The organism is Shewanella nanhaiensis (assembly GCF_019457885.1).
GTDB classification, from domain to species: Bacteria; Pseudomonadota; Gammaproteobacteria; order Enterobacterales; family Shewanellaceae; genus Shewanella; species Shewanella nanhaiensis.
This window is the reverse complement of record NZ_JAHZST010000002.1, coordinates 363,460-377,994: the sequence shown is the minus strand read 5'-3', so window position 1 is coordinate 377,994 and position 14,535 is coordinate 363,460. Positions and strand designations below refer to the sequence as shown.

The window sequence follows — 14,535 nt, the reverse complement described above, 5'->3', positions numbered from 1 at the left end:
GAAAGGTGATGGGAGTTTATACCAATTGCTATAAGCCCTGATATTTTATAAAGAATTAAGTTAAAAGAGAGAATCATTAATGCCATTTTTAACCCAAGTTGAGCAAAGTTTATTGCAAGATGGACAATCACTGAGTGATCTACAGGGCTATCTGAATATTATTCATCAGCATGATGTCGATTTTTCCGATCTTTACTTTCAAGGAAGTCGTCATGAGTCTTGGGTGTTAGAGGATGGAATCGTTAAAGAGGGCAGCTTCCACATTGAACGCGGTGTAGGTGTACGAGCAATCACGGGTGAAAAAACGGGATTCGCTTATGCTGACGAGATCACGCCATCGGCACTTATCGCTTCGGCGGAAGCGGCTCGTAGTATCGCCTCTGCAGGCGCTAATACCAGTGTTCAAGCTTGGAAAAGCCAAGAGGTGAAATCACTTTATCAAAGTGCCGATCCTATCGCTGCGATGGAGGAGGTCAAGAAGATCGCCCTACTTAAAGAGGCTGATGCTTATATCCGCAGTCTCGATAGTCGAATCATTCAGGTGGTTGTGAGTCTTTCTGGTGTTCATGAAGAGATATTAGTGGCAGCAAGCGATGGTACCTTAGCAGCCGATATTCGTCCTTTAGTGCGCTTTAACTGTAGCGTTATTTTAGAAGATGAAGGTAAGCGTGAACGTGGTGCTAGCGGTGGCGGTGGACGTCATGGTTATGAAGCATTGATGGAAACTGATGATGCTGGTTTACCAAAATGTTTCTCATCTGCTCGTGAAGCTGTACGACAAGCTCAAGTTAACCTGACTGCTATTGACGCCCCTGCTGGTCAAATGCCAGTGGTACTTGGCGCTGGTTGGCCTGGTGTGCTGCTACATGAAGCGGTTGGTCATGGATTAGAGGGAGACTTCAACCGTAAGGGCAGCAGTGCTTTTAGTGGATTAGTGGGCCAACAGGTGGCGTCTAAATTGGTCACAGTGGTTGATGATGGCACGATAGCGAATCGTCGTGGCTCTTTGAGCATTGATGATGAGGGCGTTGTGAGTCAGAAGACCGTGCTTATCCAAGATGGGATTTTAAAGGGCTATATGCAAGATAAGCTCAATGCCCGCCTAATGGGTGAGCAGTCAACGGGTAATGGTCGTCGCGAGTCCTACGCACACTTACCTATGCCGCGTATGACCAATACCTATATGGAAGCGGGTGAGTCAGCTCCAGCAGAGATCATTAAGTCAGTTAAAAATGGTATCTATGCGCCTAACTTCGGTGGTGGGCAGGTTGATATAACCTCAGGTAAGTTTGTTTTCTCAGCTTCTGAGGCTTACCTGATTGAAAATGGTGAAGTGACCCAGGCGATTAAGGGGGCGACTTTAATCGGTAACGGTCCTGAGGCCATGGGAGAGATCTCTATGGTCGGTAATGATCTTGCGCTGGATAATGGCGTGGGTGTTTGTGGTAAGGATGGTCAGAGTGTCCCAGTGGGAGTTGGTCAACCAACGCTAAAGTTAGATAGCTTAACGGTTGGCGGTACAGCTTAATCCTGTAGGGCAGCCTTGTAGAACAGTAAGGCTATAAAACAGACAAGTTCAGTTAAAGATAAGTCTTTAGTCGCTATCTTTGCTGAACTTTTTGTTTAATCATTGAGCTTGAATCTAATTCCAATCAGTATAAGAAGTTGATCTACCCAGAGTATTTTTTGGCAAACTAATGCGAAGTATTAGGCTGATAACCTGATTGGATGATATCATCGCTTTAAAATTAGAGTTATTGCTCTATATTTGATATTCAGTATTTTGAGGTATAGATGAAACTAACGCGTTTGGCTTGCTTATCTCTGTGCTTGCTCTGTGGCACCACTTTGGCTCAGCCAATGACCTTTAACACGGCATGGCAACAGCTATTGACTGTTAGCGATAAGCTACAGGCTGAATCCCAAGAGGTCTTACGGGCTCAAGCTGAGCAGAAAGCGGGTGAAGATCTTGGCATGCCCTCCCTAGATATCAGTGGTAGTTACACTCATCTTGAAAAACCTATTGAGCTGGATCTTCGCGATCTAAACCCCTTAGCGTCACTCGACCCAGGTAGTTTACCGCCAGCTTTAGGTGGTGCATTGGCCAGTATTCCTAGCTCTCTTTTTGTCACCCCTTTTACCGAGCAAGATATCTTTCGAGCCAGTTTACAAGCGATGTGGCCCATCTATACTGGCGGCAAGATCACTGCAGCTCAAGGGATACATGAAGCGCAGGTTGCCGAGAAAGAGCAACAGTTACAGCTAGCTACACGTGATCTTTTTAACCTTTTAGTTGATAGGTATTACGCGGTTTCAGTGACTGAGATGTTGATGAAGACTCAGGGGCAGTTAGTGGCTTCGTTGGCTGAACATGTCGATCATGCGCTTAAGTTAGAGGAGCAGGGGCAGATAGCGAAAGTGGAGCGGTTAAATGCTCAAGTGGCGCTTGAAAACGCTCGAGTTAGCGCTGGTAGTGCTAAGCGGCAGCATGAGATGGCTGTAATTGCACTGTCACGTATGTTGCACCAGCAGAGTGTGACGACTGCATCAGAGTTGTTTATGTTGCCAAATCAACCCTCTTTGCCGCGTTTGAGCCAGTTAACCATGACCCAACATCCGGCGTTAAGATTACTTGAAGCTAAAGAGGAGCAAGCCAGTGGCTTGATTGAAGTTGAAAAAGGTCGCTATAAACCCACTGTTTTTCTTTACGGAAATTACACCTTGTATGAGGACGATAGCCTGTTCTCTAAAGTGGAGCCTGACTGGATGGTCGGGCTTGGGGTTAAAGTTCCTTTGTTGAGCAGAGATGGTCGCAGTGGAAAGGTAGAAGCGGCTAAAAGTGCACTGCTGCAAGCGAGATACACCAAAGCACAAACTCAGCAAGACTTAAGTTTACTACTGGATCAAAGTTACCGTCAGCTTCAGCAAGCGCAAGAGGAGGTTGTGGCTCTCGACACCTCCTTGAGTTTGGCCGAAGAGAATTTACGTTTGCGTGAGATAGCGTTCAATCAAGGTCTCTCTACCTCTATCGACAGAGTAGATGCCGAGTTAAAGCTAAGCGCAGTGAAGACACAGCAACTTGGTGCTAAGTACCGTTATGTTCAATCCTATGCGCGTCTTATGGCTATTAGCGGGCAGCTGGATGACTTTATAGGTCGTACTAACGGCTTAAACAATTTTGGAGATAAATAATGCGTGCTAACCGTCTGCTCGCCATCGTTGCGCTAATCGCTTTAGTGCTCTTGTTAGGTTATGGCTTAAAGCTGGCTTATAGCCCTAAGCCCCAGATCTTGCAGGGGCAGATAGAAGCACGTGAGTATAATGTCTCTTCAAAAGTTCCCGGTCGAGTTGAACAGGTTTTAGTTCGCCGTGGCGATCTTGTCGAGAAAGGCGATCTTCTGTTTGCTATTCACAGTCCTGAGCTAGATGCAAAACTGATGCAGGCCGAAGGTGGCCGTGACGCAGCTAAAGCGCTGCAACAGGAAGCGGATAGCGGTGCGCGCAAACAACAGGTCATGGCATCGAAAGAGCAGTGGTTAAAGGCTAAAGCGGCGGCGACTCTGGGGAAAACCACCTATGAGAGAGTTGAGAACCTATTTGTTGAAGGGGTTGTCGCTAGGCAGAAACGTGATGAGGCATTTACTCAATGGCAGGCTGCTAAATATACAGAGCAAGCAGCACTTGCCATGTTCCAGATGGCTGAAGAGGGCGCGCGAGTTGAAACTAAGGCCGCTGCTGCTGGTAATGCCCGTATGGCGGAAGGCGCGGTTAATGAGGTCAGTGCCATTTTAGAAGATAGCCAGATGCGTTCGCCAAAATCTGGTGAGATAAGTGAAGTTTTACTGCAAGCTGGTGAACTTGCCCCTAGCGGATTTCCTGTGGTGAGCTTGATCGATATGAAAGATGCTTGGGCTGTATTTCAGGTGCGGGAGGATCAACTTAAGCAGTTTAGTAAAGGCAGTAAAATGATGCTGACCTTGCCTGCCCTAGGTCGTGATGTAGAGTTTACCGTGACTCATGTTAGCGTGATGGGGGAGTTTGCGACTTGGCGCTCAACTGAGAGTGGCCACGATTTTGATATGCGTACCTTCGAGGTTGAGCTGCGTACTGACACTGAGATCCCCGATCTACGTGTGGGTATGTCTGTTCTCTTTACTCACTAAAGTTCAGGCCTATCATGAGTGGTTTAATCGCCTTAATAAAACGTGAACTGCATGCTTTATGGCGTTCACCTTGGCAGCTTGCTCTAGTCAGCTATATCCCTATCTTAAGCATACTTTGCCTGTGGTGGCTCTTTAGTGCTGGCTTACCAAGGCAGCTGCCCGTTGCCATTGTTGATCATGATAATAGCCAGCTAAGTCGTATGTTAGGCCGAAAATTACAAGCTAATCCAGTTATCTCCCCCCAAAGCTTTGTAGACCTGTCCTCTGCTGTCACAGCCATGAAGCAGGCAGAGGTGTATGGGATCATTGTTTTCCCCTATGAGCTGAAGCGAGATTTAGTCACAGGCCACAGCCCAACCATAGACATACGTTATAACAGCCAGTTTCTGCTGGTGGGCAAGTTACTCTCGAGTCAGATCCAGATGACACTTGGTGCTGGCTTATTGGAGGTTGCGGGTGGGAAGCTACTGCTGCAAGGCGTGCCTGAATCTACAATATCCGTTCATTTAAGCCCAGTGAAGAGCCAAACTACTGCTCTGTTTAATCGTAATAATAACTATGTGGGATTTCTTGTTCCTCCCGTACTTGTTGCTTTATGGCAGCTACTGGCGATGCTGATCTTCTCCAACAGTTTAAGCCGAGAGTTGACCTGTGAGGGAGGCTTAGTGCCAGGTGCTGGGGTTTGGTCTAGAGTTCTTGCCAAAGTGGTTCTATTTACTCCCATTTTGCTGATTCACGGCGGATTTATTTTGGCCTTGCTATATCTTTACCTTGGACTGCCGGCCGCGGGAAGTTTGGCTTTGCTCATGTTAGCGCAGTTTGTGATGTTATTAGCGGTATGGTTACTGGTTTTACTGGTGTTCTTTATTATGCGTGATAGTGCGCGTATTGTGAGTTTTGGTACAGCCATGTTTGCACCAGCATTTGCCTTTATGGGGATCACTTTTCCTGTTCATGAGATGCCGCTTGTTGCGCAGTGGTGGCGCTTAATTATGCCATCGAGTCATTATGTGGACTCCCATGTCAGCATTATTAGTTATGGTGCGCCTTGGCAGACCATTGCATTGCAACTGACTAGCTATTGGGGTTTTTTGTTGATTATCCCTGTACTCGTATTGCTTTCACGGCGCCTTGATATCGCTTCTCCAAGCTGTGAGAAAATAGCATGAAATCAGTTCAAACCATGACCTTCTGGCAACTTGTGCTATCGGAGTTAAAAGCGATTGTGTCGGATAAGGCTATCGCAGTGACTCTGTTTGGTGGGGTGTTGTTTTATTCGGTTCTCTATCCTTTACCTTATCTGCATCAGGTGCCGACTGAGCAACAGCTTGTTGTGGTGGATCTTGACCACTCCTCATTGAGTCGCCGCTTAATTCGTCACGCCGATGCAAGTCCTAAAATAAGTGTAATAGGTCAAGTAGGGAGTATCACTGATGCGAAAAGCTGGATTGAGTCGGGTCGCGCTCATGGGCTTTTAGTGATTCCTGAAGGGTTTAGACGAGATCTACTTCTAGGTAAGGGAGTGACCTTAAGTTATGGCGGCGATGCCAGTTATTTCTTGATCTATTCGGCAGTGGCTGAGGGCTTAGTGACAGCTGGTATGGATGCAGGCAAGCAGGTACAGCTGCTCGGTATGCTAGCCAAAGGTGAGGCTCCAGAGCAGGCTGCTCAGAGTCTTAACTCTGTTAAGGTGAACAGTGTACCCGCATTTAACCCAAGTCTAGGTTATACCCCCTATGTCGTCCCAGGGCTCTTTTTGTTGATCTTGCATCAAACCTTGTTGATTGGTACGGGAATACTGGGAGCTGGCCAATGGAAGGCGAGAGGGTATTGGAGTGAGGTATCTCCTCTGCAGCTTATTTCTGGTCGTATCTCGGCATTTATGTTGATCTATCTATTCTTTAGTAGCTTCTATGTGGGATTTTGCTTTTATTGGTATCAGGTGAGCATTCAGGCCAGTTTAGGATTGGTCGCCTTATTCCTATTGCCTTTTTTACTGGCGACCAGCGTAGCGGGAATCGCACTCAGTTGCTTATTTGTACGCCGCGATCTGCCCACTCAAGTTTTGTTGTTGGCCTCTATGCCTATCATGTTTGTTTCAGGTTTTGTTTGGCCTATAGCATTGATCCCAGAGCCTTTGATCTGGGTATCTCAGGCTATTCCCGCCGTACCTGCGATTATGGGGATGTTAGAGCTTAATCAGATGGGAGCATCATGGTCGAGTATCATGCCTAAATGGCTGCAGTTATGGAGCCTGTTTGCTGTGTTCTTTTTACTTGCCCTTTATGGTGTTTCAAAAAGGCTGAAAGAGAGTAGATAAAGCTTTAGTTATAAGCCTTAAGCTGTATGTCGATATAACAAAAAGCCCATTTAGATCTGCATCTAAATGGGCTTTTTAGCTCTCTTTATAACTGAGTTATATTAAGTTCCTGATAATTCAATATTGAGGGTAACACTGGATTTAATACTCTTAGGAGTCAGCACCTCAATATTGATATTACTACTTTTTGCTGGTTCACCGGTACTTGTTGGATCTATGTCATTGGTTAAGCTAAACCCTGTAGTCGTGCCACAATTCTCAGATTTGTTAGCTAAGCAGTTAGTACTGCCGCTTGTTGTATTTGCTACTGTGAATCCAGAGAAATCGAGCTCTCCATTATTTACTGATACAGACAGATTGGAAGTTGCTGGCATTATCTGTCCTGCGCTATCGAAGAACTGAACGCTAAATCTTGCAGTTGCACCTGCAGGGATAGGAGTTAGTGTTATGTTTGTGCCGTCTGTGCTGTCAAAAACTTTAGTACCGTTTTGTTTAATAATAAATCCTGCATTTGAACCTGACATCGTCATTACTAATGCTTTACGGATATAGGTTTTGTTAGCTTGGCCTTGACCACAAATGGCTTGTTCTTCAGAAAGTAAGCTGACACATTGAGGGCCATTAAATTTACCATCTTCTAGGTTGTAGTCAGGCTTACTTTCAGTACTAAAATAAGGCTCACCAGATGTATAGCCTGTTCCCTGACCATTGACAGAAATGTAGCGTCCACTTTCATCTCGCCCACTCTCATTGTCGTTACGGAAAGCATCGCTTAAGTCATTGAAGCCCTGAGTATGAAAAGCCTCAATATCAAATCCGTCACCAATACAGGTTGTGGCATCTCCGTTATAGTCTAAACATGCACTGGTTATAGCTCCTCCATCACCACCCTGACCATTAAGATCCTTATCATCAAACACATTATTGCCGTTAGTATCGAAGAAGGTCTCATGACCTAGAGCATAGGCAAGCACTGTGATGCGATGATCTGGAACACGTGGGCTAGCTGATGTCCAAGTGACAGAGCATGTACCATTTTGTGTAAGACACTTAGGCTCTATCTGACCACCTTCACTGGTGAACTGAATGACAGTATCGTCCGGTGCTGGGTTGCCGAAACTATCGGAGGCGTATGCGGTAATTGAAGCGGTTTCACCATTGAAGTCTCCGGCCTCAGGGTTGAATACAGATGTAGACAAGCTAAACCCAAGTTGCTGTGGTAAGCCTGTATTGACCGTAAGCTGCTCAGACTGGCTAGAGACTGATTCATTATTCGCTGTGGCTGTTGCTAATACACGTACTGGGGTAGGGACTGTTCCCGATAGTACGGTTGCGCTGACTAGGCCAAAGGAGTTGCTGGTGTTACTTGTGCTATTATCTCCATTTGCAAAGCTGATTCCACCAATGGTTGTATCGAGTGTAAAATCAACAGGTTGTTGTGCAATTGCTTGGCCATTAGCATCAGATACTTTAAACGTGATCAATGAAGATTCACTTGTTCCTGTACCACCTGCGCCCTTAATACGAATCGATGCTGGCTCTGCAGAAATAAAGCTTATATTAGCTAGAGTTTGTCTGGCGAGGACGAAATCAAGTGTTGCAGAGATAGTTTGATTTCCCGCAACTACTGATGCGATGATCTGGTCATCACGTGAACTATTGCCACTACAATTAGTATTTTGGAAAGTAGAGCTGGCTGTACCTGAAAGTGTAGTGACTGGTGAGTCGATACTTGCACTGTTGCTCAGTATGCAACTTGAACTGAAACTGACGCTGGTTGGTGTTTGTAGGCGTGTATAGCTGCCATCGTTATTTTTCGTTGCTAAATCAGCAGTGACACCAAATGTACCACCCGCGCTTACAGTTCGGCTACCAGCTACTAGTGGCAATGTTGTTGCTAATTCATTTTCTGTAAAGGTATTTCCATCTTCTGAGAAATAACCAATGACGATAATACCGTCATCGCTTACAGCATCCTTTGCCAGTACTTCATAGAGGCCTGAGCTTTGGTAAGTTTTACCTTCATCATCCAGAGTTACAGAAAAATTGGCTGCACCGAGCTCACTTTCTGTTGGTGTATAACTGACTTGGGCAATGCCATTTTCTTTAGTTAACGCAGAGTTTGGATTTAAATTAGCGTTACCTGCTGTAAAAGTCGCTTTTTTGCCTGCAACTCCTTGGCCCTGCTCATTTAAGAATTGTGCTTGAAGTTGTACTGTTTCGTCAGCTTTAAACTGAGTGACAACAGTCGTCCCATTAATTATTGCGCTATTTAAAGTGAACTTAGGTTCTGAGGGAGCAGCTGTTGAAGTGAACTCATAATTACGTTCAACACTAAGAATGTTGTTTTCAGCCGCTTTTGTATCGAACTGAGCTGTAACAGTACCTGCACCTTGAGTGCCAGTTACTGGGGTTAGAATAACTTCAGCTAAGCCACTCGAGTTGGTCAGTTTAGTGGCTGGAGAAATGGTGCCTAAGCTGGCGCTGAAACTAACTAAACCGCCACTGCTAGCCTTGCCACCTTGAGTTAAGTTGGCTACTACGCAGATACTAGCGTTGCTTGAAAAGCTTAAGTCATTAGTTGCTTCTGCACATTGACCATCGACTACAGTTTTATAACTTAGTGATAGCGCATACTCTCCACTGTTTTCTCCACCACCACTACTATCATCGGAGGAGCCATTACAGCCCCCGAGTAGAGAGAGGGCGATAAGGGAAATAGGGAGAACAAGAGCGGTTTTTATCAGTCGCATTAGCAACATCCTTGTGACGTAAAGTCATGGAAGGGTTAAAAAGTATAGAACTTATTATAACTACTTCGTGATAAAAACTAAATTACTCAGCTACCTCAGTGCGTAAATATTTTACTAGCTCAACTGCTGATTTGGAGGCTTGGTCAGGTTTTTTCGTCAACTCTTTCTTTGTTTGGCGAATAAGTTGGCGTAACTTCTGTCTTTCAAGTCCTGGGTGTTTCTCAATTAAAGCTTGAACCGCGTCATCACCTTCGGTGATAAGTTGATCTTTTAGCTTCTCTGCGACGTTCTGCTTTGCGCTCTCATTACTATTTTGGTTCAACACGTTTTTAATATCTTGCTGTAGTGCTTCGATATCAACGTTACGCATCAACTTACCGATATACTGCAAATGACGACGATATGCCTCAGTGTTTACTTTTATCGTCTTAGTTTTCAGTACATTGTCATATATAAGTTCATCAAGCTCTAACTTGCTAAGTTGAGTTTTACTGAGTGCAACTAGCTTCATACCTAGCTCTTGGTAAATCGCTATTTCACGCTTTGCATCCGCTCTGCTGACATAATCTTCATCATGGTCAAAGGGCTGTTTAAAATGTTCTGAATCACCGACTATATTCATAAAAAAATTCTCTAACAAAAACTAAGGTAATAATAACATTTCAGGAGAAAATCACCTATACCCAAACAACTTCAAGGTGCAGGATTCAGCATGTCGAGGTCGCTTGGGTAGGTCTTCCTCTGTCTTAGTCATTGTGGGTCTATGTTTTGCTTGCTAATCGATATCGTTGCCTTGCATTAGCAGTTATTTAATGTGATTGGTGATCGGGTTTGTTATGCTTACTAAATTCCTGATAATAAAAGAGCAGATTTGTGACAACACCTAGCCTTGACCTTGAACTGGATCTATTGAAAGACGCTGTATCTATGGCGTTAGATTATGCGAATAAACTCGGTACAACCGCAGCTGAAGTTGCGATAAGCAAGCAGCAAGGCTTATCCGTTTCTACTCGGCTCAAAGAGGTTGAAACCGTTGAGTTTAACAAAGATGGTGCCTTAGGTATTACCCTCTTTCGTGATGGCTGCAAGGGCAGTTCATCAACATCAGATCTTAGTCCTGAAGCGATCAAATTGGCTGTCAAAGCCGCTGACGATATTGCAAGATTTACCTCTAGCGATCCTAATAACGGCTTGGCTGAAGCTGAGCTTATGGCGACTGAGTTTCCCGATCTTGAGCTGTATCATCCTCAAGATATCTCTGCTGAGCAACTCACAGAGCTTGCGGCGCGATCTGAAGAAGCTGCATTGAATGTGGATAGCCGAATCACTAATTCTGATGGCGCCAGTGCAAATGCACATACAGGTTTAAAGGTTTACGGTAATAGCCATGGTTTTTTGAATGGCTTTTCAAGTTCACGTTATAGCTTAAGTTGCGTTGTCATCGGTGAGAGTGATGGCAATATGCAGCGTGATTATGATTATACTATTTCGCGTAATTTCAATGAGCTACTTTCTGCTGAAGAGGTTGGCCAAAAGGCGTCTGAGAAGACATTAGGCCGTTTAGATAGCCGCAAAATTGCAACAACTGAACTTCCTGTGTTACTGGCTCCTGATATTGCAACGGGGCTAATGGGTCACTTGGTTAGTGCAATCAGTGGTAGTAGCTTATATCGTAAATCCAGTTTCCTACTCGATTCTATCGACACACAAATATTCCCTGATTGGTTCTCTATTGAGGAGCAGCCTCACCTTAAAGGGGCGCTTGCTAGTGCGATATATGACAGTGAAGGGGTAGCAACTCAAGACCGCAGCATTATTAAGGATGGTGTGCTGTCGACTTACCTTCTGACGAGCTATTCGGCACGTAAGTTGGGCCTTAAAAATACCGGCCATGCTGGTGGTATATACAACTGGACTCTCTCCCATACAGGTCAGACATTTGATGAGCTTGTTAAGCAGATGGGAACTGGGGTTATCGTGACTGAGGTGATGGGTCAAGGCGTGAATGCGGTGACTGGAGATTACTCTCGTGGCGCTGCAGGTTTTTATGTTGAAAACGGCGTCATACTTTATCCGGTTGAGGAGTTCACCATAGCGGGCAATCTTAAAGATATGTTCCAAAATATCGTCGCTGTCAGTAGCGATCGCGATCTGCGCTCATCGATCCGCACCGGTGGCATACTTCTGAGTGATATGAAGATTGCGGGAAACTAATCGTCTATTAGCCTGGAGCTTCGATTGAAAGTGAAATATTAGTATAATGAAGAGCCCTTAGGGGCTCTTTTAGTTTCAGTCTCTTCCCAAAACTCTGCAATATTTTGTTGTAGCTGTTTGTTAGATAAAATTTGCAAATGATCTTCATCATAGCCCCGTATCAGCTCTGCTTCTTGTTGTGCTCGCATATCAAGCTGGCTTGCAAGACTGATAACGCCATCTCCACTTTGGCGGTTGAGTAATCCACTTATTTTAAAGCCAAAATTGAGCATATGTGGAGTTGCTATCTCAGAGGGGGTATAGAGCTCCTGAATAAACTTGCTATTAGCGGGAAGATCTCGCCATACCGGCATCACCACAGGTGAATAATCTATCCCTATCTGCGCAGAGTTAACACCGCCAAAGGGGCTTGAGATTGAGGTAAAGCTGAGCAGGGAGTCGCAATTTGAGCTGGCTGTACAGAGGTTTAAATAGGCTTTAGATACCAGCCCCCCCATGCTGTGACCTAGCAGGTGGAATTGAGTAAATTTATATTGGTACTTAACGATATTGATCGTGTTTTCAAGTCCCTTAGCGATCAGTAACAGGGGTAGTCCAGTGGGGTAGTTAAAGACCCAAACTTGGTACTTCTCTGTGTCGATATTTTCGATAAAAGGTTCGAAATCTCTAGCGGTTCCTGCGATACCATGGACCAGAATGACAGGTATTTTCTCTTTATCGAAGGGGGTGAGGAAAAACAGTCCTGCGTTTCCCTCCTGTAGGTGAGTTAATGGTTTCCACATACCTAATTCAGCTTTATCTTTGTCAAATTTAGGATCGGATAAGCTTGCCTCAAACCCTATTCTTGCGGGGCTTATTTTAACCTTAGTTATCTGCTTAATTGGCATGTCAACTAACTTTGTGGGATAGCCTGAGCTGGCTTTTGTGAGCGAGATTTTCATGGGGCGATCAGGATGCTGAAGATCCAATGCTTTAAGTTGGAAAGGTTCATTTTTTTGAAATCTGAGATCGCTATTTAGATCATCGAATATAAACAGGTAACGGCTGGTTATTGGGGCGTTAAGCTTGATATCCCTCTCTCCTATCACGACATCAAAGCCATCAATCTGCTGAGGGTTTTTATCGGAAAGGAAGATCAATATAAGGGCACTGATTTCATCTTTTTCTTGAAGTTGTACTTGGTACTCAATTAATCCTGTTTTGAGCTGCTTTATCTCATTGGCAAGCTGACGATATTGGCTGCATGATGCGAGCATAAAACAACATATAAAAATAATGAGTTTTTTCGAGTCAAATCTATGCATGCCGTTTAGGTTCATCCATGATAAAAAGTGTTTATGGCTATCCTAAGACTGAATTTAGCACGACTTGGTTAAAATTACTTGAAGCTGTATTTGGTGAAGCTGATTTGATGCTCTTACTGACTATTGTTCACTCCTCTTTTTCTCACTCTCTTTCTAGCAACACTACTTATTCACTCTAATCAATTTAAACTTGCATATATGGATATCCATATATATGATTGTCCATATATCTTGTTGTTGATATTTTTTATTGAGGTTTACCATGACAGCTCTGGATCTGTTTAAAGCGCTTAGCGATGAAACTCGCTTACGTAGTCTGTTATTGATTAAAGCGGAGCAGGAGCTCTGCGTGTGTGAATTGATGCAGGCATTGGAGGAGAGCCAACCAAAGGTTTCTAGGCACTTAGCTCAGCTTCGTAAGGCAGGGTTACTGCTAGATAAACGTCAGGGGCAATGGGTGTTTTATCGAATTAATCCAAGCCTACCTGTTTGGGCGTTGAAGGTGATTGATGAAACCTTCAACGCCAACGGTGAGCTGATAAAGTTGAATTTGGCTCGTTTGACGCAGATGGGTGATAGGCCCGATCGCGTAAAAAGCTGCTGTGACTAGCTTGAGTTAATACTGGTTATACCAGTATCAGTTTTTAATTTACGATGAATGTTTAGCAGTAGCTTTAAGTAATAGTTTTAAGTAGTAAGGGTTAAATGATGGGACTTTTTGAACGTTATCTCAGTGTTTGGGTGGGATTATCTATTGTGGCAGGTGTGCTCCTAGGCAACCTTTTTCCAACTATATTCGTCACGGTAGCATCACTGGAGTATGCCCATGTGAACTTAGTGATAGCCCTGCTTATTTGGGTCATGATCTACCCCATGATGGTACAGATAGATTTTGCTGCCGTTAAAGATGTTAGCAAGAGCCCTAAAGGATTATGGCTAACATTAGTGATTAACTGGTTGGTGAAGCCATTTACTATGGCCTTTTTAGGTTGGTTGTTTTTCAATGTGCTCTTTATTGATTGGGTTGACCCACAGACGGCAACTGAATATATAGCTGGCATGATCTTACTGGGTGTAGCCCCCTGTACGGCCATGGTGTTTGTTTGGAGCCAGCTAACCAAGGGCGACCCTAATTACACCTTAGTGCAAGTTTCTGTTAACGACCTCATCATGGTGGTCGCCTTCGCGCCTATTTGTGCATTCCTACTCGGTGTCAGTGATATTGAGGTGCCGTGGGAAACTTTACTCTCTTCAGTTTTTCTCTATGTGGTGTTGCCATTAGTGGCGGGCGTGCTTACTCGACGACGCTTAGTGAAAAAGGGGGAGCTAGATTCACTGGCCCAGTTTATCGCCAAGCTGAAACCTTGGTCTATGGTTGGTTTGCTGATGACAGTCGTTCTGCTATTTGGCTTTCAAGCGCAAACCATACTCAATGAGCCGCAAAATATACTGCTCATTGCTATCCCGCTACTCATCCAGACCTATGGGATCTTTTTTATCGCCTATTACGCTGCGAAGAGGCTAAAGCTGAGTCATAAGATCGCTGCACCTGCGTGCATGATCGCCACCTCAAATTTCTTTGAGCTTGCGGTTGCTGTGGCCATTTCACTGTTTGGCCTACACTCTGGTGCAGCGTTGGCGACGGTTGTGGGTGTGCTAGTCGAGGTGCCTGTGATGTTATCGCTTGTGGCCTTTGTGAATCGTAATCGAGCAAAGTTTGAAAGTGATATAAACGGTAATGAACAGCCTACACAGCTAAGATCTGCTGAGTAATATTCAGT

Annotated in this window: 12 protein-coding genes; 9 read left to right on the top strand and 3 right to left on the bottom strand. The window is 44.6% G+C overall.

The window, feature by feature from the left end; all coding sequences use genetic code 11:
- The first annotated feature begins 79 nt into the window (after positions 1-79).
- From tldD to K0625_RS03940, 5 genes are all read left to right on the top strand, one after another.
- Positions 80-1,528: a metalloprotease TldD gene (gene tldD, locus K0625_RS03960; RefSeq protein ID WP_220108470.1), complete on the top strand. Its 1,449-nt coding sequence runs from the start codon at positions 80-82 to the stop codon at positions 1,526-1,528.
- Positions 1,529-1,794: 266 nt separating this feature from the next.
- Positions 1,795-3,192 carry a TolC family protein gene (locus K0625_RS03955; protein ID WP_220108469.1) on the top strand — a complete coding sequence of 466 codons (1,398 nt, stop codon included), beginning with the start codon at positions 1,795-1,797 and terminating at the stop codon, positions 3,190-3,192.
- On the top strand, positions 3,192-4,163 hold the full coding sequence (locus K0625_RS03950) for an HlyD family secretion protein (protein ID WP_220108468.1): 972 nt from the start codon (positions 3,192-3,194) through the stop codon (positions 4,161-4,163). Before K0625_RS03955 ends, K0625_RS03950 begins: the two co-directional genes overlap by 1 nt.
- A 14-nt stretch (positions 4,164-4,177) precedes the next feature.
- Positions 4,178-5,332 (top strand): ABC transporter permease, encoded by a 1,155-nt coding sequence (locus K0625_RS03945; RefSeq protein ID WP_220108467.1) that lies wholly within the window; start codon positions 4,178-4,180, stop codon positions 5,330-5,332.
- A 14-nt stretch (positions 5,333-5,346) separates the two neighbouring features.
- Positions 5,347-6,483: an ABC transporter permease gene (locus K0625_RS03940; protein WP_220108597.1), complete on the top strand. Its 1,137-nt coding sequence runs from the start codon at positions 5,347-5,349 to the stop codon at positions 6,481-6,483.
- Between the two features lie 101 nt (positions 6,484-6,584).
- On the opposite strand, the gene K0625_RS03935 is transcribed toward K0625_RS03940, so the two are convergent.
- Positions 6,585-9,236: an alpha-2-macroglobulin family protein gene (locus K0625_RS03935; protein ID WP_220108466.1), complete on the bottom strand. Its 2,652-nt coding sequence runs from the start codon at positions 9,234-9,236 to the stop codon at positions 6,585-6,587.
- Positions 9,237-9,318: 82 nt separating this feature from the next.
- Positions 9,319-9,858 carry a ribosome biogenesis factor YjgA gene (gene yjgA / locus K0625_RS03930; protein ID WP_220108465.1) on the bottom strand — a complete coding sequence of 180 codons (540 nt, stop codon included), beginning with the start codon at positions 9,856-9,858 and terminating at the stop codon, positions 9,319-9,321.
- Between the two features lie 251 nt (positions 9,859-10,109).
- On the opposite strand from yjgA, the gene pmbA reads away from it, so the two are divergent.
- The gene (pmbA, locus tag K0625_RS03925) at positions 10,110-11,450 is read left to right on the top strand and encodes a metalloprotease PmbA (protein WP_220108464.1); all 1,341 of its coding nucleotides are present in this window, start codon (positions 10,110-10,112) and stop codon (positions 11,448-11,450) included.
- Between the two features lie 38 nt (positions 11,451-11,488).
- Here pmbA and K0625_RS03920 read toward each other — a convergent pair whose 3' ends face one another.
- Complete coding sequence (locus tag K0625_RS03920) at positions 11,489-12,706, bottom strand: alpha/beta hydrolase (RefSeq protein WP_220108463.1); 1,218 nt, start codon at positions 12,704-12,706, stop codon at positions 11,489-11,491.
- Between the two features lie 65 nt (positions 12,707-12,771).
- Here K0625_RS03920 and K0625_RS03915 point away from each other — a divergent pair, with 65 nt between their 5' ends.
- The 3 genes from K0625_RS03915 to arsB all read left to right on the top strand — a co-directional run bounded on the left by K0625_RS03915 (position 12,772) and on the right by arsB (position 14,527).
- Positions 12,772-12,933: a hypothetical protein gene (locus K0625_RS03915; RefSeq protein WP_220108462.1), complete on the top strand. Its 162-nt coding sequence runs from the start codon at positions 12,772-12,774 to the stop codon at positions 12,931-12,933.
- Positions 12,934-13,016: 83 nt separating this feature from the next.
- Positions 13,017-13,364 (top strand): metalloregulator ArsR/SmtB family transcription factor, encoded by a 348-nt coding sequence (locus K0625_RS03910; RefSeq protein WP_220108461.1) that lies wholly within the window; start codon positions 13,017-13,019, stop codon positions 13,362-13,364.
- A 98-nt stretch (positions 13,365-13,462) separates the two neighbouring features.
- Positions 13,463-14,527, top strand: coding sequence for an ACR3 family arsenite efflux transporter (gene arsB, locus K0625_RS03905; protein WP_220108596.1), 1,065 nt, complete (start codon positions 13,463-13,465; stop codon positions 14,525-14,527).
- Positions 14,528-14,535 lie beyond the last annotated feature (8 nt).